18 protein-coding genes and 1 pseudogene are annotated in these 24,745 nt (G+C 72.9%); 5 read left to right on the forward strand and 14 right to left on the reverse strand.

Annotation, left to right across the window (positions count from 1 at the left end):
- The first annotated feature begins 10 nt into the window (after window positions 1-10).
- From A2U95_RS07050 to A2U95_RS07065, 4 genes are read left to right on the forward strand one after another with little or no spacing between them, the layout of a single operon-like run.
- A complete protein-coding gene (locus A2U95_RS07050) occupies window positions 11-1,078 on the forward strand; it encodes an ABC transporter permease (RefSeq protein ID WP_166021345.1) in 1,068 nt (355 codons plus the stop codon).
- On the forward strand, window positions 1,075-2,001 hold the full coding sequence (locus A2U95_RS07055; protein ID WP_166021346.1) for an ABC transporter permease: 927 nt from the start codon (window positions 1,075-1,077) through the stop codon (window positions 1,999-2,001). The genes A2U95_RS07050 and A2U95_RS07055 overlap by 4 nt, the downstream gene beginning before the upstream one ends.
- Window positions 1,998-3,206, forward strand: a complete 1,209-nt coding sequence (locus tag A2U95_RS07060; RefSeq protein WP_166021347.1) for an ABC transporter ATP-binding protein — start codon at window positions 1,998-2,000, stop codon at window positions 3,204-3,206. The genes A2U95_RS07055 and A2U95_RS07060 overlap by 4 nt, the downstream gene beginning before the upstream one ends.
- Window positions 3,203-4,204: an ABC transporter ATP-binding protein gene (locus A2U95_RS07065; RefSeq protein WP_166021348.1), complete on the forward strand. Its 1,002-nt coding sequence runs from the start codon at window positions 3,203-3,205 to the stop codon at window positions 4,202-4,204. The genes A2U95_RS07060 and A2U95_RS07065 overlap by 4 nt, the downstream gene beginning before the upstream one ends.
- 101 nt (window positions 4,205-4,305) lie before the next feature.
- On the opposite strand, the gene A2U95_RS07070 is transcribed toward A2U95_RS07065, so the two are convergent.
- The 7 genes and pseudogenes from A2U95_RS07070 to A2U95_RS07100 all read right to left on the reverse strand — a co-directional run bounded on the left by A2U95_RS07070 (window position 4,306) and on the right by A2U95_RS07100 (window position 15,112).
- A complete protein-coding gene (locus A2U95_RS07070; RefSeq protein ID WP_166021349.1) occupies window positions 4,306-5,463 on the reverse strand; it encodes an ABC transporter ATP-binding protein in 1,158 nt (385 codons plus the stop codon).
- Window positions 5,456-6,505: an ABC transporter ATP-binding protein gene (locus A2U95_RS07075; RefSeq protein WP_166021350.1), complete on the reverse strand. Its 1,050-nt coding sequence runs from the start codon at window positions 6,503-6,505 to the stop codon at window positions 5,456-5,458. The genes A2U95_RS07070 and A2U95_RS07075 overlap by 8 nt, the downstream gene beginning before the upstream one ends.
- Window positions 6,506-6,521: 16 nt before the next feature.
- A complete protein-coding gene (locus A2U95_RS07080) occupies window positions 6,522-7,469 on the reverse strand; it encodes an ABC transporter permease (RefSeq protein ID WP_166021351.1) in 948 nt (315 codons plus the stop codon).
- Window positions 7,462-8,391, reverse strand: coding sequence for an ABC transporter permease (locus A2U95_RS07085; protein WP_166021352.1), 930 nt, complete (start codon window positions 8,389-8,391; stop codon window positions 7,462-7,464). The genes A2U95_RS07080 and A2U95_RS07085 overlap by 8 nt, the downstream gene beginning before the upstream one ends.
- Before the next feature lie 174 nt (window positions 8,392-8,565).
- Window positions 8,566-10,182 (reverse strand): peptide ABC transporter substrate-binding protein, encoded by a 1,617-nt coding sequence (locus A2U95_RS07090; protein ID WP_166021353.1) that lies wholly within the window; start codon window positions 10,180-10,182, stop codon window positions 8,566-8,568.
- Window positions 10,183-10,616: 434 nt separating this feature from the next.
- Window positions 10,617-12,524, reverse strand: coding sequence for a translational GTPase TypA (typA, locus tag A2U95_RS07095; protein ID WP_166021354.1), 1,908 nt, complete (start codon window positions 12,522-12,524; stop codon window positions 10,617-10,619).
- Window positions 12,525-12,830: 306 nt separating this feature from the next.
- Window positions 12,831-15,112 (reverse strand): annotated as a pseudogene (locus A2U95_RS07100) (ABC transporter family substrate-binding protein).
- 386 nt (window positions 15,113-15,498) lie between these two features.
- On the opposite strand from A2U95_RS07100, the gene A2U95_RS07105 reads away from it, so the two are divergent.
- Window positions 15,499-17,154, forward strand: a complete 1,656-nt coding sequence (locus A2U95_RS07105) for a hypothetical protein (RefSeq protein WP_206282957.1) — start codon at window positions 15,499-15,501, stop codon at window positions 17,152-17,154.
- Window positions 17,155-17,190: 36 nt separating this feature from the next.
- Here the strand turns inward: A2U95_RS07105 and A2U95_RS07110 are convergent, their stop codons facing one another.
- The 7 genes from A2U95_RS07110 to A2U95_RS07140 all read right to left on the reverse strand — a co-directional run.
- The gene (locus tag A2U95_RS07110; RefSeq protein WP_240957228.1) at window positions 17,191-19,740 is read right to left on the reverse strand and encodes a SpoIIE family protein phosphatase; all 2,550 of its coding nucleotides are present in this window, start codon (window positions 19,738-19,740) and stop codon (window positions 17,191-17,193) included.
- Window positions 19,741-19,928: 188 nt separating this feature from the next.
- On the reverse strand, window positions 19,929-20,402 hold the full coding sequence (locus A2U95_RS07115) for an ATP-binding protein (protein WP_166021357.1): 474 nt from the start codon (window positions 20,400-20,402) through the stop codon (window positions 19,929-19,931).
- A 162-nt stretch (window positions 20,403-20,564) separates the two neighbouring features.
- Complete coding sequence (locus A2U95_RS07120; protein WP_166021358.1) at window positions 20,565-20,966, reverse strand: (deoxy)nucleoside triphosphate pyrophosphohydrolase; 402 nt, start codon at window positions 20,964-20,966, stop codon at window positions 20,565-20,567.
- A gap of 23 nt (window positions 20,967-20,989) precedes the next feature.
- A complete protein-coding gene (locus A2U95_RS07125) occupies window positions 20,990-21,199 on the reverse strand; it encodes an SPOR domain-containing protein (RefSeq protein WP_166021359.1) in 210 nt (69 codons plus the stop codon).
- 251 nt (window positions 21,200-21,450) lie between these two features.
- Window positions 21,451-22,203 carry a GntR family transcriptional regulator gene (locus A2U95_RS07130; RefSeq protein WP_166021360.1) on the reverse strand — a complete coding sequence of 251 codons (753 nt, stop codon included), beginning with the start codon at window positions 22,201-22,203 and terminating at the stop codon, window positions 21,451-21,453.
- Window positions 22,204-22,378: 175 nt separating this feature from the next.
- Window positions 22,379-23,365 (reverse strand): septum formation family protein, encoded by a 987-nt coding sequence (locus A2U95_RS07135; protein WP_166021361.1) that lies wholly within the window; start codon window positions 23,363-23,365, stop codon window positions 22,379-22,381.
- Window positions 23,366-23,486: 121 nt separating this feature from the next.
- On the reverse strand, window positions 23,487-24,745 hold a 1,259-nt coding region (locus A2U95_RS07140; protein WP_166021362.1), incomplete at its 5' end, for a DUF4190 domain-containing protein.

Genomic DNA, 24,745 nt, shown 5'->3' on the forward strand with positions numbered 1-24,745 from the left:
CAGGGCGTACATGACCCAGATCGCACCCGTGCCGGCCGCGCCGGCCGACGGCCCGCGTCCCGCCGGGCCGCCGGCCGGCCGGTCCGGCTCCGGAAACCGCACCCTGACCTACCTGCGCCACGCGGCGGGCAAGCTGGCGGGGGCCGCCGTCTCCCTGCTGGCCGTCCTCGTCACCAGCTTCTTCCTCTTCCGCCTGATACCCGGCGACCCGGTCACCCAGATGACCCGGGGCCGGCCCATCTCGCAGGACCAACTGGACGCGCTGCAGCGCGAGTTCGGCCTCGACCTGCCGGTGTGGCAGCAGTTCCTGGACTACTGCGGCAACGTGCTCACCGGTGACTTCGGCACCTCCTACCAGTTCCGCGCGCCGGTGATGGACAAGATCGGCGAGGCGGTGCTGCCCACGCTGCTGCTGACCCTCACCGCCTTCGTCATCTACACCGCGCTCGGCGTCCTCCTGGGCACCCGGTCGGCCTGGCGCCACAACAGCCGCGGCGACAGGGCCAACACCGGCCTCGCCCTGGTCCTGTTCTCGGTGCCGTCCTTCTGGCTCGGCCTGCTGGCGATCATCGTCTTCGCCAACGGCGTCGGCCCGGTCCCCGGTCTCTTCCCCACCGGCGGCATGGAGACCGGTGAGGAGGGCCTCGACCACGTGCTCGACGTGGCGCACCACATGGTGCTGCCGGTGCTCACCCTGGTGGCCGTCGACTACGGCCAGACGCTGCTGGTCACCCGCTCCGCCCTGCTGGACGAGATGGGCAGCGACTACCTGACCACGGCCCGCGCCAAGGGCCTGCGCGACGACCAGGTGCGGAACCGGCACGCGCTCCCCAACGCGCTGCTGCCCACCATGACGCTGATCTTCGTCAACCTGGGCCGCACCGTGGCGGGCGTGATCCTGGTGGAGACGGTCTTCTCCTGGCCGGGTCTCGGCAGCCTCTTCTACCAGGCGCTGAGCGTGCCCGACCTGCCGCTGGTGCAAGGGCTGTTCTTCTTCTTCGCGGCGACGATGATCCTCGCCAACATGCTGGCCGACCTGATCTATCCGCTGCTCGACCCCCGGGTGGGCAACCAGTGACGACCGACGACACGACCGCGGGCGGCGCCACGCTCGACCCGCGCAGACTGGCACGCGAGCGGCGACGGGCCTCCGCGGCCCGGTTCTGGCGGCGGTACCGCTCCCACCGGGCCGGGGTGGCCGGACTGGCCGTCCTGGCCGTCCTCGCCCTGGTGGCGCTGACCGCGCCGCTCACCATCGGCGCCGAGGTGTCCGACGTGACGACGGCGCCCGGCTCCCCGATGGAGGCGCCGAGCGGCCGTTTCTGGCTGGGCACCGACCGGTTCGGGCGCGACCTGTTCGGCCTGGTGGTCTGGGGTTCCCGGGTCTCGCTCCTGGTGGGACTGCTGGCCGCGGCGCTCTCCGTGGTGATCGGCGCGCTGGTCGGCATCACCGCCGGGCACTTCGGCGGCGCCTACTCCACGGTGATCATGCGGATCACCGACTGGTTCCTGGTGATGCCCGCGCTGGTGCTGGCCATCGCGCTGGCCACCGTGCTGTCCCGCTCCCTCGGCACGGTGGTGCTGGCGATCGGCATCGTCACCTGGCCGACCACCGCGCGCCTGGTCCGCGCGCAGACCCTGGCCGTGGAGTCACGGCCCTACATCGAGCGCGCCAAGGCGCTCGGCGGCGGGCACCTGCACATCATGACGCGGCACGTGCTGCCCAACGTGATGCCGCTGGTGCTGGCGCAGACCACCCTGCTGATCTCCTCCTCCATCCTCACCGAGGCGACGCTGGCCTTCCTGGGCCTCGGCGACCCCACGGTGGTCTCCTGGGGCAGCCTGCTCCAGGACGCCCGCGAGGCCGGCGCGGTCAGCTCCGGCAAGTGGTGGTACGTGGTGCCGCCCGGCATCGGCATCGCCGTCGTCGCGCTGGCGTTCACGCTCTGCGGCCGCGCCGTCGAATCCGTCCTCAACCCCAGGCTGGGGGTGTCCCGTTGACCCTGCTGGACGTCCAGAACCTCGAAGTGACCTACCCCGGCGGGGCGGCCGCGGTGCGCGGGGTGGACCTGACGCTGGAGGCCGGGCAGAAACTCGGCATCGCCGGGGAGTCCGGCTGCGGGAAGTCCACGCTGGCCCTGGCGCTGCTGCGGCTGCTGCCCGCCGGCACGACGGTGGGCGGGCGGATCCTGCTCGACGGCGAGGACGTCCTCGCCATGAAGTGGGGCCGGGTGCGCGCCGTGCGCTGGGCGGGCGCGTCGATCGTCTTCCAGGGCGCGATGCACTCGCTGAACGCGGTGCACCGCATCGGCGACCAGATCGCCGAGCCGATCCTGCTGCACCGCAGGGCCACCGCCGCGGGGGCGAGGCGGAGGGCGGGCGAACTGCTGGAGCAGGTCGGCCTGCCCGCCGCCCGCGCCTCGGCCTATCCGCACGAGCTCTCCGGCGGGCAGCGCCAGCGCGTCATGATCGCCATGGCGCTGGCCTGCGATCCGGGCCTGGTGATCGCCGACGAGCCGACCACCGCGCTGGACGTGATGATCCAGGCCCAGATCCTCCGCCTGATCGAGGAGCTGGTCAGCGAGCAGGACGTGGGCCTGATCATGATCAGCCACGACCTCGCGGTGCTGGCCGACACCTGCGACCGGCTGGCCGTGATGTACGCGGGGCGGGTGGTGGAGGAAGGGCCCGCCGCGCGGGTCTTCGACGACGCCCGGCACCCGTACGCGCGGGCGCTGTCCGCCGCGTTCCCGCGGATCGGCGACCCGGCCTCCCGGTTCGCCCCCGCGGGGCTGGCGGGCGATCCGCCGGACCCGTCGGCGCTGCCGGGCGGGTGCGCGTTCCACCCGCGCTGCCCGGTGGCGCTGGAGTCCTGCGCCACCGAGGACCAGCCCCTGCGGCTCGCCGACGCCGCGACGGGACGCCGCGCGGCGTGCGTGCACGCGGGCGCGGGCGCGGAAGAGGCTGCCGCGGTGGTGCACGCCCCGGCGGCGGACACCCCCGTGCCGGACACCTCCGGCGCGGGTGGGCCCGGTGCGGACGGCGACGACTCCGGCGCGACCGGGTCCCGTGCGGGCACGGACGACAGCGAAGCCACCGGCCCAGGTGCCCCCGGCTGTGCGGCGACGTCCGACGCGGAGGGCGCCACGGAGGCGGCCGGCACGGGCACGGCCGGTACCGACGGAGCGAGGAGCACCACCGCATGACGACGACCACCGACAACGGCGCCCCGCTGCTGAGCGCCGAGGGACTGCACGTGACCTTCCCCGGCCGGAACGGGGCACCGCCCGCCCGGGCCGTGGACGGCGTCGACCTGGACGTGCGGCCCGGGGAGATCGTCGCGCTGGTCGGCGAGTCCGGCTGCGGCAAGACCACGCTGGCCCGCTCGCTGCTGGGGCTGGTGCGGCCGACCGGCGGACGGGTCACCTTCGCGGGCACGCCGCTGGAGTACGGGGGGCGGGCGCTCAAGGCGCACCGCAGGCGGGTGCAGCTGGTGCTCCAGGACCCCACGGGATCGCTGAACCCCCGGCACACCGTGTACGACGCGGTCGCCGAGGGGCTGCGGATCCACGGGTACGACGGCGACGAGCGGGCCGCGGTGGCCGGGGCGCTCTCCCGGGCCGGGCTGCGGCCGCCGGAGCGGTTCTTCCTGCGCTACCCGCACGAGCTGTCCGGCGGGCAGCGGCAGCGGGTGGTGATCGCCGGGGCGCTGGTGCTGGAGCCGGAACTGATCGTGGCCGACGAACCGGTGGCGTCGCTGGACGCCTCGGTGCGGGGCGAGATCCTGGCGCTGCTGCTGCGCCTGCGCGAGGAGCTGGGGCTGTCCGCGCTGGTGGTCACCCACGACCTGGGGCTGGCCTGGAACATCGCGGACCGGGTGGCGGTGATGTACCTGGGGCGGATCGTGGAGACCGGGCCGGTGGAGGAGGTGCTGACCTCGCCGCGGCACCCGTACACGCAGGCGCTGCTGTCGGTGCTGCCGGAGGCTCCGGGCGAGCCGGTGGTGCTCACGGGGGAGCCGCCGGACCCGTCCCGCGTTCCGGGCGGGTGCCGGTTCCACGTGCGGTGCCAGGTGCTGGCGGGCGGGGAGGCGGCGCGGGCCGGCGTCGAGGAGGCGTGCCGCACGGTGGACCTCCCCGTGCTGCCCGGCACGGGCGGGACCGCCGCCGCCTGCCACTGGGCGGCGACGCGGACCACCGTCTGAGGCGGCGCGCGCGTACCGCCCGCGGGAACCGGCGGGCGGTACGCCGGGGCCCGGCGCCCCGGGGGAACGGGGGCCGGGCCTCGGCGTGGCGGGAGGGGACGTCAGGCCGCGTGGACGACGTCCTTCTCCTCGGCGAAGTGGCACGCGGACTCGTGCGCGGCCGGCGTGTCCGCGCCCTTGAAGCGCTCGGGGACCGCCAGCAGCGGCACCTCCTGGGCGCACTTGTCCTGAGCCTTCCAGCACCGGGTGCGGAAGCGGCAGCCCGACGGCGGGTTGGCCGGGGACGGGACGTCACCGGTGAGGATGATCCGCTCGCGGTTCTCGCGGGCCTCCGGGTCCGGGACCGGGACCGCCGACAGCAGCGCCTGGGTGTAGGGGTGCGTCGGGTGGTCGTAGATCTGCTCGTCGGTGCCGATCTCGGCCATCTTGCCGAGGTACATCACGCCGACGCGGTCGGAGATGTGCCGCACGATGGACAGGTCGTGCGCGATGAAGACGTAGGACAGGTTGAACTCGTCCTGCAGCTTCTCCATCAGGTTGATGACCTGCGCCTGCACCGACACGTCGAGCGCGGAGACCGGCTCGTCGCAGATGATGATCTCCGGGTTGAGCGCGAGGCCGCGGGCGATGCCGATGCGCTGGCGCTGGCCGCCGGAGAACTGGTGCGGGTAGCGGTTGATGTACTCCGGGTTCAGGCCGACGACGTCGAGGAGCTCCTGGACCCTGCGCCGGCGGTCGCCCTTGGGGGCCACCTCGGGGTGGATGTCGAAGGTCTCGCCGATGATGTCGCCCACCGTCATGCGGGGGTTGAGCGAGGTGTACGGGTCCTGGAACACCATCTGGATGTTCCGGCGGACCGCCTTCAGCGCGCGCCCGGACAGCTTGGTGATGTCCTGGCCCTTGTAGAAGATCTCGCCCGCGGTGGCCGTCTCCAGGCGCATCAGGAGCTTGGCGACGGTGGACTTGCCGCAGCCGGACTCGCCCACGATGCCCAGGGTCTCGCCCTGGTACAGGTCGAAGGAGATGCCGTCGACGGCCTTGACCGCGCCGACCTGCTTCTTGAAGAGGATGCCCTGGGTCAGCGGGAAGTGCTTGACCAGGTTCCGCACCTGCAGGATCGGCTCGCCGCGGTCCACCGGCGCCTGGAGGGCCTCGATGGCGGCCGTCTCGCTGCCGGTCTCGACGACCTCGACACCGGTGACGTTCGGAGTGGCGTCCACGGAGGCGGCGGGCTCGTTCTTCTTGCTGAGCTCAGCCATGGAGCGTCTCCTTCCAGTAGTGGCAGGCCGAACCGCGGCCGGCCAGCTCGGCGCCGTCCTGCTCGGTGACCGGGAACAGGGCCGGGACCTCGGTGCGGCAGAGGTCGGTGGCCTGCGGGCAGCGCGGGTTGAAGGCGCAGCCGGTCGGGATGCGGGTCAGGTTGGGCGGCAGGCCCTTGATCGCGTACAGCTCCTGGCCCTTGCGGTCCAGGCGCGGGATCGACTCGAGCAGGCCCTTGGTGTAGGGGTGCGCGGGCCGCTTGTACAGCTCGTGCACGGGGGCCGTCTCGACGATCCGGCCCGCGTACATCACGGCGATCTTGTCCGCGACGTCGGCGACCACGCCGAGGTCGTGGGTGATCAGGATCAGGCCCATGTTGTACTCGCGCTGCAGCTCGGCGAGCAGGTCCATGACCTGCGCCTGCACCGTCACGTCGAGCGCCGTGGTGGGCTCGTCGGCGATGATCAGGTCCGGCTCCAGGGCCAGCGCCATGGCGATCATGATGCGCTGGCGCATGCCGCCGGAGAACTGGTGCGGGTAGTCGTCCACGCGCTGGGCGGCGGCGGGGATCTTCACCCGGTCCATCAGCTCGACGGCCTTGGCCCGCGCGTCCTTCTTGGAGAGGCCGCGGTGGACCCGGAACATCTCGCCGAGCTGGAAGCCCACCGAGTAGACCGGGTTCAGCGAGGAGAGCGCGTCCTGGAAGATCATCGCGATCCTGGCGCCGCGGATCTTCCGGCGCTCCTCGCCGGACATCTTGAGCATGTCCTGTCCACGGAACAGGATCTCGCCCTTGGGGATGCGGCCGGGGGGCATGTCCAGGATGCCCATGATCGCCTGGGCGGTGACGGACTTGCCGGAGCCGGACTCGCCGAGCACGGCGAGCGTCTCGCCGGCGTTGACGGTGTAGTTGACACCGTTGACCGCCTTGGCGACGCCGTCACGGGTGTGGAACTCCACGTGCAGGTCGCGGACCTCCAGGAGCGGGGTCCCGGAGTCGCCGGCGCCCTGGGGCGCCGGGGATTCGTCGATGAGAGTCATGTTGTGTACGCCTCCCTCAGCGCAGCTTCGGGTCGAGGGCGTTGCGCACCGCATCGCCGAACATCAGGAAGGACAGCACCGTGATGGAGACCAGCACGGACGGCATGATCAGCACGTAGGGCGCGTTGCGGATCGACCGGAAGGCGCCGGCGACGTCCACGCCCCAGGAGACCAGCGGCTCCTGGAGGCCCACGCCCAGGAAGGACAGGGTGGCCTCGGTGGCGATGTAACCGCCGAGCGCGGTGGTGGCGACCACGATGATGGGCGCCAGCGCGTTCGGCAGGACGTGCCGGGTCAGGATCCGGAAGGTGGAGGCGCCCAGCGCCTTGGCGGCGAGGATGTAGTCCGTCTGCTTGACCTGGATGACGGCGCCGCGGGCGACGCGGGCCATCGACGTCCAGCCGAGGAACGAGATGGCCAGGATCACGACCCAGACGCTGCGCTTCTCGAAGGCGGTCAGGATGACCAGGGCGCCCAGCAGGAACGGGATGCCGAAGAAGATGTCGGTCAGCCGGGACAGCAGGGTGTCGAGGATGCCGCCGAAGTAGCCGGCGAGCATGCCGATGACGGTGCCCAGGAAGGTCACGATCAGGGTGACCATGACACCGACGGTGATGGAGGCGCGGGCGCCGTAGATCACGCGGTTGTAGACCGAGCGGCCCTGGATGTCGTAGCCGAACCACTCCGGCTGGAACAGCGCGCCCCACTCGGGCTTCTTCAGGTACTTGTTGGCGAGGTCCGCCTCGGTGGGCGAACCGTCGGTCCACAGGCTCGGGAAGACGGCCATGGAGAGCAGCACCAGGATGAGCACCGCGGAGGTGATGAAGAGCGGGCTGCGGCGCAGGTCGTGCCAGGCGTCGGACCACAGGCTGCGGGGCTTGCCGGTGCCGGCGTCCTTCGCCGGGGCGGCCTCGGCCTTCACCGGCTCGGTGGTCTCGTTGACGACGGCGGTGTTCTCAGGCATACCGGATCCTCGGGTCCAGGACCGCGTACAGCAGGTCGACGAGCAGGCTGGCGATCAGGTAGACGATCACGATGAGGCTGACGATGCCCACCACGGTCGATCCCTCACGCTTGCCGAGGGCCTCGAAGACGGTCAGGCCGATGCCGTGGATGTTGAAGATGCCCTCGGTGACGACGGCGCCCGCCATCAGCGCGCCCAGGTCGGCGCCCAGGTAGGTCACCACGGGGATCATCGAGTTGCGCACCAGGTGCACACCCACCACGCGGCGGCGCGGCAGGCCCTTGGCGACGGCCGTGCGGATGTAGTCGGAGCGCAGGTTCTCCACGACCGACGTACGGGTCAGACGCGCCACGTAGGCCAGGGACAGCGCCGCCAGGACGGCCGCCGGCATCAGCAGCTCGTACCAGTTCTCCTCCAGCGACACGTTGGGGTCGACCCACCCGAGCTGGAACGCGAAGAACGTCTGGGTCATGCGGCCCAGCACGAACGAGGGGATGGACACCAGCAGCAGGGTGATGAACAGCAGGGTGCGGTCCTGAACGCTGTTGGGCTTCAGGCCGGCGACGACTCCCATGCCGATGCCGACGACGGCGGTGAAGACCAGCGCGAAGATCGCGAGCTGCGCGGTGACCGGCCAGGACTCTGCGATGACGTCCGCGACAGGACGGCGGGAGGCGATCTGGGTGCCGAAGTCGCCCTGGAACAGGCCCGTCAGGTAGTTCCAGTACTGCACCAGAATCGGCTGGTCCAGACCCAGTTCGGCCTTGAGCTTGGCCACCTGTGTCGGGTCGGCGCCCTTCTCACCTGCGAGCGCGCGCACCGGGTCGCCGGGCAGCGCGTACATCATCAGGAAGACCAGCAGCGTGGACCCGATAAAGACGGGAATCATCTGGAGCAGTCGTCTGGCGACATAGTGCCCCATGGGTGCCTCCATGGTCGGTAATCGAAAAGAGGGCCGCACGCCGGAGGGCCCGGGTGAGGGCCGGGCCGGCGTGAGCCCGCGTGCCCGGCGCGCGGAGGGGGTGAACGCTCCGCGCGCCAGGACGGTCGTGCAGGGTGTGGCCCGGGGGCCGCCTCGACGGCCCCCGGTGCCGGGTCACTTGGTGGTGACGTCGTACAGCTTGTACTGGCCGTGCCAGTCGACGTTCACGTTGTCGACCTCTTCGCCGTGACCGCCGTTCATCTCGTAGAACCACAGCGGGATGGACGGCATGTGGTTGACGAGCTCCTTCTCGACCTCCTGGTACGCCGCGACGTACTCCTCGAGGGTCTTGGAGGCGTCCGCCTTGTCCATCGCCTCGTCGAGGTCCTTGTTCTTGAACTTGCCGTTGTTGGACTCGGCGCCGGAGTGGTACAGCTCCTTGATGAAGTTGCCGTTCAGCGGGTAGTCACCCTGCCAGCCACCGCGGTAGAACGACTTGACCTGGTCGTTGTCGCGCGCCTCGAGGTCGGTGGCGAAGTCGGCCTTCGCGTCGCCCTCGCACTTGACGCCGGTGGCCTTGGTGATGGAGTTGCAGACCGCGGTCACCCACTCCTTGTGGCCACCGTCGGTGTTGTACTGGATGAAGATCTTGTTGCCCGGGACGCCGCCGCCGTCCTCGATGAGCTTCTTGGCCTTCGCCGGGTCGTACGTGAAGATGTCGGTGTCGAGGGTCTGCTTGCCCTGCGCGCCCGGGGCGACGAAGCCGTCGGCCGGGGTGCGGGTGCCCTGGAGAACCGTCTTGGTGATGGTCTCGCGGTCGATCGCCATCGACAGGCCCTGGATGACCTTCACGTCGACGTCCTTGAACGTCTTGGAGTAGAAGGCCGGGGTCAGCGTCTGGACGGCGGCGTAGGGCTGCTCGATCGCGCGGTCGCCGAGGTCGGTCTTGTAGTTGGCGAGGTCCGTCGCGCCGACCTGGTCGATGATGTCCAGGTTGCCGGACATCAGGTCCTGGTAGGCGGCCTCGGGGGTCTCGTACGCCTTGTACTGGACACCGGCGTTCTTCGCCTTGTTGGCGCCCTTGTAGTCGGCGTAGGCCTTGACCTGGAAGAGCTTGTTGTGGTCCCACTTCTCGAACTCGTAGGGACCGTTGCCGATCGGCTTCTCGCCGAAGGCCTTCGGGTCCTTGTGGAAGGACTCGGGGAGCGGGGCGAAGGTGGAGTAACCAAGCTTGTACTGGTAGTACGGCATGGCCTCCTTCAGCTCGATCGTGAAGGTGGTGTCGTCGACGACCTTCAGGCCGGACATGGTGTCCGCCTTGGCCTTCGCGCCCTCCTTCTCCGGGTGCACGTCGTCGTAGCCCGCGATGTCGCCGAACCAGAACGAGTTCTGCTGGGCGTTGTCGATGTGGGCGGACCAGTTCCACGCGTCCACGTAGGACTTGGCGGTGACGGGGGTGCCGTCGTGGAACTTCCAGCCCTCCTTGAGCTTGACGGTCCAGACCTTCGAGTCCTCGGTGGTGATGGACTCGGCGTTCAGGTACTCGATGCCACCCTTGTCGTCGAAGGTCAGCAGACCCGCGAACAGGGCGTCGAGGATGTAACCGCCGTTGGACTCGTTGGTGTCCGAGGGGATGATCCCCTTCTGCGGCTCACCGACGTTGATCGACACGTACCGCTTGCTGTCGCCGGCGGCCTTGCCGTCGTTGTCGTCACCGGAACCGCAGGCCGTGGCGGCCAGGGCGACGACGATGGCTCCCGCAAGCCACTTGGCGCTCTTCGCACCGCGCATTGGGGGTCCTCCTCATGAGTCCAATGTGGGTCAACCGTGGGTGTCACGGCATGGCCGGATACGGCCCCCAGGCCGTACCGGTCGAAATGCCGCGCCCCCGCGCTCGTGAGTCGGCGCCGTTCGCAGCACGTGCCCCGTTCACCCGAGCTATCTACGCGCCTAACTATCTGCCATTCACATCGGACCGAACCACACCCAAGAGGTTGCGGTTCGATCACACCTGAGGCGTACTTCTCCCAAAATCCGGACAAACAACCTGCTGATAGATCACTGCGAAACGGACTTGTTACACATCTATCGGTCGCCGGTGTCCGCATTCCGAGACATCGTGCTTCGGCCACGGACACGCCCCGGACGCGGAAACGGCCGGAGCCGGGTCCTCCCGTGGGGGAGGACCCGGCTCCGGTGCGGGCGGCGGCCGGCGCCGCCCCGGCTCAGGCGTGCTTGGCGCGGGACGCCGTGCGCGCGCGGTCACGCTGGTCGAGGACGGTCTTGCGGATGCGGACGGCCTCCGGGGTCACCTCGACGCACTCGTCGTCGCGGCAGAACTCCAGGGACTGCTCCAGCGACAGCTTGCGCGGCGGCACGATCGCTTCGAACGAATCGGCCGAGGACGACCGCATGTTCGTGAGCTTCTTCTCCTTGGTGATGTTGACGTCCATGTCGTCGGAGCGGGAGTTCTCGCCGACGATCATGCCCTCGTACACCTCGGTGCCCGGCTCCACGAAGAGCACGCCGCGCTCCTGGAGGTTGGTCATCGCGAAGGCGGTGACCGCGCCGGAGCGGTCGGCGACCAGCGAACCGTTGTTGCGGGTCGTCAGGGTGCCGAACCAGGGCTCGTGGCCCTCGTGGATGGAGTGGGCGATGCCGGTGCCGCGGGTCTGGGTCAGGAACTCCGTGCGGAAGCCGATCAGGCCGCGGGACGGGACCACGAACTCCAGGCGGACCCAGCCGGAGCCGTGGTTGGACATGTTGTCCATCCGGCCCTTGCGGACGCCCATGAGCTGGGTGACGGCGCCCATGTGCTCCTCGGGCACGTCGACGGTCAGGCGCTCGACGGGCTCGTGGACCTTGCCGTCGATCTCCTTGGTGACCACCTGCGGCTTGCCGACGGTCAGCTCGTAGCCCTCGCGGCGCATCTGCTCGACCAGGATGGCCAGCGCCAGCTCGCCGCGGCCCTGCACCTCCCAGGCGTCGGGGCGCTCGGTGTCCAGGACGCGGAGCGAGACGTTGCCGATGAGCTCGCGGTCGAGGCGGTCCTTGACCTGGCGGGCGGTGACCTTGCGGTCCTTGACGGTCGCCTTGTTGTCGGCGCCCTTGCCGGTGGCGCCGCGGCCGACCAGCGGGGAGGTGTTGGTGCCGATGACCATGGAGATGGCCGGCTCGTCCACCTGGATCAGCGGCAGGGCGACCGGGTTCTCCGGGTCGGCCAGCGTCTCGCCGATGGTGATGTCGGGGATGCCCGCGACGGCGCAGATGTCGCCGGGGCCGGCCACCTCGGCCGGCTTGCGGGTGAGCGCCTCGGTCATCATCAGCTCGCTGATGCGGACGTTCGTCACCGAGCCGTCGCGCTTCATCCAGGCCACGGTCTGGCCCTTGCGCAGCTCGCCGTTCATCACGCGCAGCAGCGCGATGCGGCCGAGGAAGTTGTCGGCGTCCAGGTTGGTGACGTGCGCCTGGAGGGGGGCGCCCTCCTCGTAGGTGGGGGCCGGGATGTGCTCGAGGATGGTCGAGAAGAACGGCTCCAGGTTGGTGCTGTCCTCGGGGACCGTGCCGTCGGCCGGCTTGGTCAGCGAGGCGACGCCGTCACGGCCGCAGGCGTAGACGATCGGGAACTCGATCTGGTCCTCGTCGGCGTCCAGGTCGAGGAACAGGTCGTAGGTCTCGTTGACGACCTCGTCGATGCGGGCGTCGGGGCGGTCCGTCTTGTTGATGCACAGGATGACGGGCTTGCGGGCCTGCAGCGCCTTGCGCAGCACGAAGCGGGTCTGCGGCAGCGGGCCCTCGGAGGCGTCCACCAGCAGGACGACACCGTCCACCATCGACAGACCGCGCTCGACCTCGCCGCCGAAGTCGGCGTGGCCGGGGGTGTCGATGATGTTGATGGTGATGGGCTCCCCGCCGTCCTTGGGGTGGTACTTCACCGCCGTGTTCTTGGCGAGGATCGTGATGCCCTTCTCACGCTCCAGGTCGTTCGAGTCCATGACGCGGTCGTCGACGGACTCGAGCTGGTGCGCGGCGAAGGCGCCGGCCTGCTTGAGCATGGCATCGACGATGGTCGTCTTGCCGTGGTCGACGTGGGCGACGATGGCGACGTTGCGGATGTCGTGGCGCGTGGCCATATTGCGACTAACTCCCGGGAGTGTGAGGTGGCCGACGCGCGCCTCGGTGGGTGGCGCGGGGCCTTCTGCCGGGCGGATACATGCCACGGCCTTACCCCATCGTACGGGGGGAAGGCGGCTTTTCCCTCCCCGGGGAGCCTTCTCCCAGCTCAGCGTGCCTTTTCCCGCCCCTCCCCCACCCTCCCGGCCCCCTGCTCCGCCCCGCGCCGCCGGCAGCACCCGCCCCCGCCGCCCGCGGACCGCTCCGGGGGAGGGTCCGCGGGCGGAACGGGCGGTGCCGGTTCCGGGGCGGGGCCGCGCGGGGGGTCACTTGGCGAGGAAGCCCATGTCCTCGTAGAGGGGGGTGCGGAAGCCGAACGCGCCGGCGTTGGCGACCGTGCGCCGCGCGGCGACCAGCTGCGGCCGCTGGTACAGCGGCACGGACCCCGCCGCCGTCCAGATCCGCTCGTCGGCCCGCCGCATCAGCTCGTGCCCCTCCTCCTCGTCCAGCTCGGTGACGGCCCGCTCGAACAGCTGGTCCACCTCGTCCGTGCCGACCCGCGTGTAGTTCTGCTCCACCACCAGTGACCCGTCCGCCGCCGGGACCGGCTTGGCGAAGATCGGCCGCGCGTCGGTGGCCGGATAGGCGGAGACCGGCCAGGAGTACAGCGCCAGGTCGTACTGGCCGTTGGCGATGTGGTCGTCGAAGTAGCCGTCGTCCGGCACCCGGCTGATCTCGGTGCGGATGCCCACCCGTCGCAGCATCCGCTGGATGCGCTCGCCGACCGTCCGCAGCGACTCCGAGCCCTGCCCGGACGGCAGCACGAACCGCAGCGTGAGCGGCCTGCCGTCCTTGGCGAGCTGTGCCGCCTCCGCCCCGGCCGGCGCGGCGGTGCCCCGGGGGGCGTAGGCGCCGGGCACGCCGCCGCCCCGCTGTTCGCCGGCGTCCCGGGCGGGCGGTTTGTCGTCCTGGCCGACCACGTAGGTCGCGTCGCCGTCCTCCTCCGCCGCGGAGGAGGACGGGGAGGGGGAGGGGGAGGCGGAGACAGCGGCGGAGGCCGGGGCCGAGGAGGGGGCGGACGGGGCGGACGAGGACGGGGCGGACGGGGACGGGGAGGCCGAGGACTTGCGGCGGGCGTCCGCGCCGGCCGCCCCCGCCGCAGGCGTCTTGAGCGGACCGCCCTGCTTCCAGCCCGCCTCGTGCAGCAGCGCCAGCGCCTTCCCGGCGTCGTGGCCGCCGAGCGCCGCGCTGCCGTCGGCGTAGTGCGGCTGCCCGGCGAGTGCGACGTGGCTGCCGACCGGGTCGGTGGGCAGGCCCAGCGGTCCCAGCACCGCCTTGGCCAGTTCCTCCCGGTCCAGCGCCCGCGCCACCGCCCGCCGGACCCGCTCGTCGGCCAGCGGCCCCTCGGCCCCGTTGAGGGCGAGCTGCGTGTAGGCGGGCTCCAGGGACTTGCGCACCTCGAACCCGGAGAGCCCTTTCTGCTCGGCGGTGAACCTCCTCTCCGCCTCCGCCCGCTTCCTGAGCGCCGCCCTCTCCGCCTCGGCGGCCCTCCTGTCGGAACCGTGCAGCGCGGCCCAGGAGAGCGTGGCCGCTGCGGCGTCGGCGGACCCGGCTCCGGACGCGCCGGCCAGCAGCGGGGGCGCGGCGGCCCGGGCGGCGCCGGGGCCCATCAGCGGCGCCGCCCGGCCGCGGCCCGGGCGGCGCCGGGGCCCATCAGCGGCGCCGCCCGGCCGCCGCCCGGCGCGGGGCGGCCCTGGGGGCCGGGGGCCGCGGAGGTGATCCGTCCGGCCTGTCCGGCGTCCACCTCGGCGATGTCCAGCCGGCCGGCGACCAGTTCCGCGGTGCGCTTCTCGCGCGGCACGGCGCGCAGTTCGATCCTCTCCAGCTTGGCCGGGTCGCCCCACCACCGCTTGTTCCGCTCCAGGGTGACGTTGCCCCGCCCGCGGTCGACCGACGTCACGGTGAACGGTCCCGCGGTCACCTTGAGGGCGTTGCGGGCCCCTTCGTTGAAGGCCGCCGCGGTGCCCATGACGTCCTTCGGGTACAGCGGGGAGAACAGCGAGCGCCAGTCGGCGTAGCGCCGGGCGAAGGTGACCTCGACCTCCCGGTCGCCCTTGCCCCGCCGGACCTTCTCGATCCGGTCGTAGCCGGCGTTGTGGGCGGTCCAGAAGGCGCTGTTGCGTCCGGAGAGGGCGTGCCACTGGGCGGCGAAGTCCGCGGCGTCGATCGCCCTGCCGTCGCTCCAGACGGCGGCCCGGTGGAGCTTGTAGACCACCACCTGCTTGGGCTCGGTCCGCACCACCTCCGCGGACGCCAGGAACTCCGCCGCGCGCTGCGGGCGTCCCCGGGTGTCCAGCCGGAACATGACGGGGAGCGAGGCCTGGGCGATGCGGGCGGTGGTGGCGTCGGCGTCGGACTGGAAGGTGTTGAGGGTCTGCGGGACGGAGTCGACGGCCCAGCGCAGGGTCCCGCCGTCCTCGATCCGGTCGCGGGTGGCGGGCGCGATGTCGGGGCCGGCCAGCGGTTCGCTCACCGGCTCCCCGGAGCCGCATCCGGATAGCGTGGTCACCGCGAGCAGGCCCGCGGTGAGGAAGACGACCGAGCGCATGACGGCGCGCGGTCCGACACGGTGGTGGTACGTCACTGCTGCCTCCGGGGCGAGCCGCTCCGCGGGCGCCCGGGCCGCTCCCGGACAACCCCGAAGAACTCCTACCAATAGGGACTTACACGGATCTACAGAGACTTTTTATCGGTTTTTCTGATTTGCAGATCAAATTTATGACCCCTTCGGGGCGAAGAACCCACCGCTGTCCCCCGACACGACGGCGGAACGCCCCCGACGCCACCCGTCCGGTCCAACATCCGGCCGGACGGACCCCCGTCCGCTCCGGAACGGATCGTCGTCATCGCCGATCACCCGTCGCCCGGCGATGGCCTGATTCAGCCGCATACCGGTCGCGAGCGGGCGGACCCGGCCATACGCTCCCCTCTGTGATGCGCACCCCGTCACCACCGACCCGCACCCGGCCCCCTCGGCGCACCCCCCTGCCGACCGGTGCCGCCGTCCTCCTCCTGCTGCTGACCTCGCCGGTCTGGGGCCCGCCGGCCGCCGCCGCGCCCTCCTCGCCGGTCGCCGCGGCGCCCGCCGGGGAACGGGGCGGGGAGCCGGCCGGGGAACGGGCCGCCACCTCGGTGGCGGACGTCGCCCTGCCCGTGGTGCTCGGCGGCGCGGTCGGCGTCCTGGCCGGATACGGCTACGTCCGCCGCGCCCGCCGGACCCGGACCCGCACGCCCGCCACCGGGACCGGCACCGCGGCCGGCTCCGGCACCGCGGCCGCGGTGCCGGACACCGTGCGGAGCGGGAGCGCGCTGACCCGGCTGCGGGCCCGCGGGGCGCGGGAGGCCGTTCCCCTGCCGGAACTGGAGGCGCGGGCCGGTGCCGCGCTGGTCGAGGCCGACGACTGCGTGCGCACCAGCCGGGAGGAGCTCGGGTTCGCCGAGGCGAGGTTCGGGGCGGCCGCGGTCCAGGGGTTCGCCCGGGCGGTGCGGACGGCCGAGGCGGAGGTCGCCTCGGTGTTCGCCCTGCTCCAGGACGCCGGGGAGCCGCCCGCCGACGGCGCGGCGCCCGGCCCCGGCCGCGTCGCCGTGCTCCACGAGGTGCTGGAGCGGTGCCGGTCGGTGGGGCGGCGGCTGGACGCCGAGACGGAGGAGTTCGACCGGCTGCGTTCCCTGGAGGACGGCTCCGGCGTCCCCGAGGCGCTGACCGTGGCCGAGCGGCGGTTCCGGGCGCTGACCGGGCGGGTCGGCGCGAGCGAGGCCAACCTGGCCGCGATCGGCGCGCGGTACGCGCCGTCCGCGGTCATGACGGTGTCCGGCCAGGTCGAACTCGCGAAGGAACGCCTGGTGTTCGCGACCAGCCGGCTCAACCGGTCGCGGCAGACCGGTGATCTGGGCGACCCGGTGACCGCGGCGATGCACCTGCGCGCCGCGGAGGGCGCGATCTCGCAGGTCGCCGCCCTGGTCAACGGCGTGGACCGGCTGGCGGCCGAACTGGCCGAGGCGGACGAGGCGGTGCCGGAGACCTTCGCGGCGGCGGTCGCCAGGGTGGGCAAGGAGCCGCTGACGGCCCTGCGCGCGGAGGTGGACGAGGGGGCCTGCGACCCCCTGGACGTGCTGCGGCGGGTGGTGCGGACGGCGACGGCGGCGGTGCCGCTGCCGGAGGCGGCCCCGCCGGACGGGGACGACGCGCTGTTCCCGGCGGCGGTGCTGGTGGCGCGGTGCTCGGCCGCGGCCGCGGAGGACTACCTGGCGGCGCACCGGGGGGCCGTGGGGGTGCGGGCGCGGGTGCGGCTGGCGGAGGCGCACCGGCTGCTGGCCCGCGCGGTCTCCGAGCGGGCGCCGGAGGACGCGCGGGACGCGGACGGGCTGGCGCGGCAGGCGCGGCGGCTCGCCGAGGAGGACGTCCGCGCCTACCGGGACGCGTTCGGGCCCCGGGGAGGCGGGGTCGGGGGCGCGGTCCTCGGCGGCGTCCTCCTGGGCGGCGGCACGGACGGCGGTCCCCCCGGCTCCTTCGGCGGCCCCGCCACGCGGGGCCGCCGCGGCTCGGCCATGACCCCGCGCGAGGCCGACCCGGGCGGCATCGCCCCCTGACCCGCGGGGGCGGCGGGCGCGGCGCGCGCCCGGGGGTCAGAAGAGGCTCAGGAAGGCGTCGGTGGGGTCGGGGCCGGGGGCGCCGTCCTTGGGCAGGGAGAGTTCGAACCAGACGGTCTTGCCCCGGTGGGTGCGGCGCGAGCCCCACGCCGCGCTGAGCAGCTGGACGAGCTGGAGCCCGCGGCCACCCTCGTCCGTGTCCCGCGCCCGGCGCCGCCTCGGCTGCACCAGCCCCGCGTCCCACACCTCGCACACCAGCGTCCGGTCCAGCAGCAGCCGCAGCCGGATGTCTCCCTCGCCGTACCGCAGCGCGTTGGTGACCAGCTCGCTGACCAGCAGTTCCGCGGTGTCGCCGAGCGCCTCCAGGCCCCACCCGGCGAGCTGCTCGCGGGTGTGGTCGCGGGCCCGGCCCACGCTGCGCGCCTCCGCCGGGAAGGTCCAGTCGCCCACCGAGCTGCGCGGCAGCCCGCGGACGCGGGCCATCAGCAGGGCGATGTCGTCCTCGCCGTGGTGGGTGTCCAGCGCGCCCAGCACCTGGTCGCAGACATCCTCCAGCGGCCGGGTCGGGTCGGTGATCGCGGCGACGAACGCGTCGAGGCCGTCGTCCAGCGGCTGGTGCCGGGACTCGACCAGGCCGTCGGTGTACAGGGCCAGCAGCGCCCCGTCGGGAAGTTCGACCTCGACCTCCTCGAACGGCTCGCCGCCGACGCCCAGCGGCATCCCCGGCGGGACCTCCAGCATGACCCCCGGCCGGCCCGGCTCGACCACCACCGGCGGCAGGTGCCCGGCGTTGGCGAAGACGCAGCGCCGGGTGACCGAGTCGTAGACGGCGTACACGCAGGTGGCCAGGTAGACCTCGGCGGGGTCGGCGCCCTCCGGCCGCCGGGCCGTACGGCCGCTCTTCTGCGCGGGCAGTCCGGGCGAGCCGAGGCCGCGGGCGATCTCGTCGAGCGCCCCCAGCACCTCGGCCGGGCCGAGGTCGAGCAGCGCCAGCGTCCGGACGGCGGTGCGCAGCTCGCCCATGGCGACGGCGGCCCGCAGGCCGCGCCCCATCACGTCGCCGACCACCAGGGCGGTGCGGTGGCCGGGGAGTTCGATGACGTCGAACCAGTCGCCGCCGACCTCGGCGGTGGAGCTGCCGGGGAGGTAGCGGCAGGCGATGTCCAGCCCGGCCGCCTCCGGGTCGCCGGGCGGCAGCAGGGAACGCTGCATGATCAGCGCCCGCTGGTGCTCGCGCCGGTAGAGGCGGGCGTTGTCGATGCAGACGGCGGCCCGCGAGGCCAGCTGGGCGGCCAGCGCCCGGTCCCGCTCGCCGAAGGGCTCGCTGCCGGTGACCCGGGCGAACTTCACCAGGCCGACCACGGTGTCGTGGGCGACCATCGGCACGGCGAGGGTGGAGAGCGTCCTGCGGTGGCCGCCGGCCGGCGGCACCAGCCTCGGCTCGGCCGTGCGCAGGGCATCCGCGGCGGGCGAGTTGAACGGGTAGTGGTGCACCGTGCCGACCTCGTGGGGCGTGTCGTCGGCGGGGAACGCCAGGTCGGCGACGGCGCTGGCGAAGCCGACCCGGCGCAGCGCGGCGCTGCCGTCGGCCAGGCCGGGCGCGGTCTCGTCGCCGTCCAGGAGGGCCTCGTAGAGGTCCACGGTCGCGAGGTCGCAGAAGTGGGGGACGACGACGTCGAGCAGTTCCCGCGCGGTGGTCTGCAGGTCGAGGCTGTTGCCGATGCGGGCGCCGGCCTCGTTGAGCAGGTGGAGGTTGCGGCGGGCCGCGGCGGCCTCGCGGGCGGCCTCCTTGCGCGCGGTGACGTCTATGCCCAGCCAGGCGACGCCGATCGGGCGGCCGCTGCCGGCGTGCACGCGGTACAGGTTGACCGACCAGTCGCGCGGCCGGCCGGTGTCGCCGGCGCGGCCGTTGACGTGCATGTCGGTGACGGAGTGACCGGTCTCCAGCACCTGGCGCAGCGCGGTCGCGACCCGTTCCGCCTCGGGGGTGGCCAGGTAGTCGTGGACGCCCTTGCCGAGGTGGTCCTCGGGCCGGCCGCCGAAGACGGAGGCGAAGCGTTGGTTGGCGCGCTGGATCCGCAGGTCGGTGTCGATCAGCAGGAAGCCGAACGGGGACTGGCCGAAGATGGCCTGCGAGGCGGCCAGGTCGGCCTCGACCCCCTGCAGGGTGCGCACGTCGACCACCAGGCAGAGCGCGGCCCTCTCGCCCTCGCCGTTGCGGGTGGGCATGACGTGGATCTCGGCGAGGCCGTCGACCTCCTCGCCGCCGTCCTCGCCCGGCCGCCGGTAGGGGACGACCCCGGTCCACTCGCGCCCGTCGAGGATCTCGGCCATCTTGCGGCGGCCCCGGTCGCGCAGGGCGGGCAGCACGAAGCTCTCCACCGGGTCCCGGCCGACGACCAGCCCGGCGGGGATGCCGAGCAGCCGCTCGGCGCGTTCGCTCCACTGGTCGACCAGGCCGTCCGGGCCGAGCGAGAAGGAGGCGATGCGCAAAGCGTCGTAAAGAGATCCGGGAGGCCCGCTCTGCCACACCCCGTCGACCTCGAAGGCCTCGTCTCCCGGGCCCTGCGGTGGTATCCCGCCCACGCGAACCGTCCCCTCCAGCACACCCACCCGGGCCGGTCACCTCGGGCGGCTGCCCGCAGTATCCAGCACCGCGCCGCCGTGCGACACCGTCCTTCACTCCCCCGGTCTCCTAACCACCCATATCCCGCCCGAACCGTGAGCACGTCGGATGGTCTGGGGGATCTCGAGCCTCGACCGGCACGGCGCCCTCACCCGGGCACCGTCAGCTCGAACCACACCGTCTTCCCCCGGGGGCCGGGGCGTACACCCCAGGCCCTCGCGCAGTGGGTGAGCAGGACGAGTCCGCGTCCGCTCTCGTCCTCGGGCCGCACTCCGGTCCGGTGCCGCGGCGGACGCGGTTCCCGGTCGCCGACCTCGATCAGCAGGGTGTCCGGCCGGCCGGCCTCCGGACCGGTGATCCGCAGGTCGACCGGGCCGCCCCTGCCGTGGCGCACGGCGTTGGTGACCAGCTCGGTGACGAGCAGGGCCGCCGTGTCCCGCACTCCGTCCAGTCCCCACCGGCCGAGCACCGCGGTCACCGCCGACCGGGCGGCCGGGACCGCGCCGGGCGACGCGGGGAAGGTCCATGCGGCGCGGTGCGTCCTCCGTACGTCGAGCACCTCGACCACCTCTCCGGGGAGCCGTGACCGCCACGGCACACGATCCGTGACACAAGGGCCCATACCCGTGGAGATGGGTGATTACCGTCACGCGGAGGAGATGTTCGGTGGGCGCGCCGCGGCGCGGCCCCGCGTCCCGGCCGGCCCTCCGCCGGACGCCGCGCGGAGGACGGGCGCCGCGCGGAGGACGGGAACGGGCGGAGGACGGGAACGGGCGGACGGGTCCTACGCCGGACGGTGGTCCAGCGCCTCGCGGACCGCGGGCACGTCCTGGTCCAGCCAGTCGACGTCCCAGATCTCCTCGGGGCCCAGCCAGCGCAGCTCGTCGTGGTCCTGCAGGGGTTCGGGGGCCGGTGAGCCGGGCTCCAGGGCCGCGGTCCACACCCGCAGGACGTAGGGCTCGCGCAGCGGCCACTCACCGGGGACCCGCCCGACGGCCCGCGCGTCCACGCCCAGTTCCTCGCGCAGTTCGCGCACCAGCGCCTCCTCGGGCGCCTCGCCCTTCTCGACCTTCCCGCCCGGGAGCTCCCAGCGGCCCGCCAGCTCCGGGGGCGCACTACGGCGCGCGGCCAGCAGCCGGCCCCCGTCGAACAGGGCGGCTCCGACCACGGTGATGCGTACCGTCATGCGCCGGAGCATAGGGGAGCGGGTCAGGTGGAGCTGGACGGGCTGGGGTGACCCGCCGGGTTGGCGGAGCTGATCCTCTCGACCCAGTAGAGCTGCCGGGGTCCGCGCGAGTCGAGGGTGTCGGCGATCTTCTGGGCCTCGGCGCGCGTGGCGTACTGGCCCACCCGGTAGCGGTTGCCGTTGTCGTCCTGGCGGATGACCTGCCAGGGCAGAGTGATCGTCCCGTCGTTCATCGCGCCTCTCCGAGTGCCGGCCCCGTCGGTGAAACCGCTGTACGCATATGCCCGAGCGTACGCCCAACCTTCACGCAGCGAATACGACTTCGGACAAAGGGGCAGGCAACCGGCCATGCCGAGGGGGCGCACGCCCCCCTGCGGCGTGCGCCTGACCTTTACGCTCCCGTGCGACGGAACGCCCCGCAGGGCCCCAGGTCGTCCGAAACCCGACGCCCGGGACACCCCGCCCACCAGGGCCGGTAAGGGAGTTACCGCACCGGAAGGTGGTAGGAGACGCGGTAACGGTCGGCCGGAATCACCACGTCCGCCGTCTCGACCGGCCGTCCGGAGGCGTAGAACGTCCGCCGGATCATCAGCACCACGTGGCCGGGCACACCGCCGAGTGCGAGCAGTTCCTCGGCCAGCCCCGGCCGGGCCGACACCTCCTCGGTGACGTTGTCGACCACGACGTCGATCCCGGCCATGCGCTCGACCACGCCCGTCCCGCCGAGCGGCCCCTCCTCCGGCAGCATCACCGGTGTGCGCCCCGTGAGGGCCAGGGGCTCCCAGGAGGTGGAGAGCATCATCGGCTCCCCGCCCTCCCGGAACAGGTACCGGGTGCGCATCACCCGGTCGCCGGGCTCGATGCGCAGGCGCTCGGCGATCGCCGGCTCCGCCTCCGTCTGCTCGCTGCGGGACTCCCAGGTGCCGCGCGCCTTCTCGTCGGCCTGCTCCTGGCGGAACGGGCTGGCGCCGCCCGCGGGGCGGTAGCCGGAGCGCGCGACGGGACGCGGCACGGGGCGCTCGCGCACGTAGGTCCCGGAGCCCGAGCGGCCTTCGACCAGGCCCTCGGCCATCAGCACCTTGCGGGCCTCGAGGGCCACCGTGTCGGAGACGCCGTACTCCTCACGGATCCGGGCCTGTGAGGGGAGGCGGGTGTGCGGGGGGAGCGAACCGTCGACGATCTTCTTCCGGAGATCACCCGCGACGCGTAGATACGCCGGCTGCTCACCGAATGTCACTGGCCGCTCCGCTTCCGTCGGGGTGTACAGGCAGCCACAGACTGGCAACCGAGAGTTGCCGTGCGCAAGCGAGGGCCAGCGTTTCACCCGATGTGATGAACCACGGTTGACCAGGCTCTGCGCGGGCAGATCCTGCCCGGCCCGGGGCCGCTTCAGTCCCGCCGGAACACGGGCCTCACAGGGCCTCCGGCGGTGTGATCGAGCCGCCGTTCACCTGCGGCCGGTCAGTGGTGAGGCCCAGCCGCTCACGCAGCGGATACACGCCGGACGCGCCGGTGCTCAGCAGCCCCGAGGCCTCCTCCCAGGTGGCGTCGAATGCCTCGGCGTCCTCGGCCCGGGACAGTTCCCGCCAGGCCCCGGCGGCCCGCTCCACCTCCTCGGCGAGCGACCGGGCCGCCGGGGACACGCCGGACGGCCACCTCCGGGAGCCCAGCAGCTCCGCCATCTCCTCCAGCTCGCGGGCGACGTCGGCGGCCCACTCCTTGTTGCCGGCCAGGTCCTCGTCCGCGTACTCGGCCGGCGCGAGGTTCAGGGCGGTGCCGAGTTCGCCCGCCTCGCCGAGGTAGGCGAGCTGGTCGACGTCGAAGGCGTCCGCCGTCCGCCGCAGGGAACCCCGCAGCGGGTCCGCCCCCGGGGCGGCCCGGAACAGGCAGACGACCGACCGGGCGCCCGCGCGCCAGTCCTCCTCCAGCGGGTAGGAGTACTCGTAGGTGACGCCTCCGGGCAGCTCCCAGGGGTCCATGGCGTAGGAGGCGAGCGCGTCCAGGCACGCCCGGGGCGCGATCCCCGCCAGCTCGGCCTCGCCGGGGTAGGGTCCCGGCTCGATGTCCAGCCCTCCGAACACCTCACCGTCGTGGGTCTGTTCGCAGGGGACCTCGGTGATCCCGGGGCCGGTGACCGGGCCCGTGCGCTCGCTCCGGTCGTGGCCGGGGTGACCGGGCTCGGTGAAGCACGCGCCGTACCTCATGGGCGTTCCCGCGGCGTTCGCCGCCGCCTTCTGGTCCTGCGGTCCGCCCCCTCGGGCGACGACGGCGAAGGCCCCCGCACCGGCGAGGACGACGGCGAGGGCCCCCGCGGTGAGGTACCTCCGCCGGTACCGCTGCGGAGCGGGCCGCGGGGACGTGCCGGGGTCCGGCGGGGAAGGGGTGTCGTCCCCGGTCATGGCGGTGCGCTCCTGGATCGTGGGCCTGCTCGGAGCGCATCGTAGGCGCCCTCCCGTGCCGCCCGCGCCCCGCCCCCGCCGCGGTGGACCACGGCGGGGGCGAGGGGGCCGGCGGACCGGATCAGAGGGCGCCGACGCCGGCGACGTACTCCTCGTCGTCGGCGGCCGGGCGTTCGGTGGCCAGGTCCAGCAGGCCGCGGAGGGCGACGGCGCTGTCCGTCCCGTCGGTGAGGGCGAGTTCGGCCTCGCCCCACAGGAGGTAGAAGTCGTCGGCGTCGTCGGCGGCCGCCAGCTTCTCCCACTCGCCCCGGGCGGCGTCGACCTCGTCCGCGAGCTTCTCGGCGAGCGGCGCGGCGTCCGGCTCCCAGTCGTGGGCGCGCACCGCCCCGGAGAAGCCGGTGAGCTCCTCGGCCACCTGGTCCGCCCACTCCTGGTGCCCCTCCAGGTCGTCCTCGACCATGTCGAACGGCACGCGCGCCAGCGCGGTGTTGACCTTCGCGGCCGGCTCCAGGTAGGCGAGCTGCTCGGTGCCGAGGGCGTCCTTGTCCTGACGCAGCGGCACGGTCAGCGGATCGGGCTCGGTGAGGGAGGCGAAGACGCAGACGACGGCGCGGTCGTCGAGCAGCGTCCAGTTCTCCTCCATCGGGTAGAAGTAGGTGTAGTACGCGTGCCGGGAGACCTTCCACGCGTCGATGCTGTAGGAGGCGACCTCCGCCGAGCAGCGCTCGTCCGCGAGGCCGATCACCTCGTCCTCACCCGGGTAGGAGCCCTCCGGAAGGTCGAACCGCGCGTACGCCTCGCCGTCGTGGGGGCCGTCGCAGGAGACCTCCTCGATGTCCAGGACCTCGTAGCTCTCCAGGTCGGAGGCGCCGTCCGGCGTGCCGGGCTCGTCGAAGCACTCGCCCGGCTCGAGTCCGGCGGTGACGTTGGCCCCGCGGGCGCCCTCCTTGAAGCCCTCGCCGAACTCCTTGCCGAAGTCGTCCCAGGCCCCGGTGAGCAGGGAGACGACCAGCAGGAGCGAGGTCAGCGCGGACAGCACGACGCCGGCGATCGCCATGCCCTTGCCGCGCTGCCCCGTCCTCCTGATCTGGACGAGGGCGATCACCCCGAAGACCACGCCCAGCAGCGGGACGCAGCAGACGATGCCGAGGACCAGGGCGGTGATGGCGAGGCCGTTGTACGAGGGCTGATGGGCCGGGGCGCCGTAGGGGCCGGGCGGAGGACCGTAGGGGTACGGGCCGGCGCCCTGCGCGCCCGGGGGCACGGGCGGCCCGAACCCGCCGGCGGGCGGCGCCGCGTAGGGAGCGGCCGCGGGGGCCGCGGGGGCCTGCGGGGCGCTTCCCGGTTCCGGCGGCGCCCACGGATCGCGGCCCTCGGCCG

Source organism: Streptomyces chilikensis, assembly GCF_001642695.1.
GTDB classification, from domain to species: domain Bacteria; phylum Actinomycetota; class Actinomycetes; order Streptomycetales; family Streptomycetaceae; genus Streptomyces; species Streptomyces chilikensis.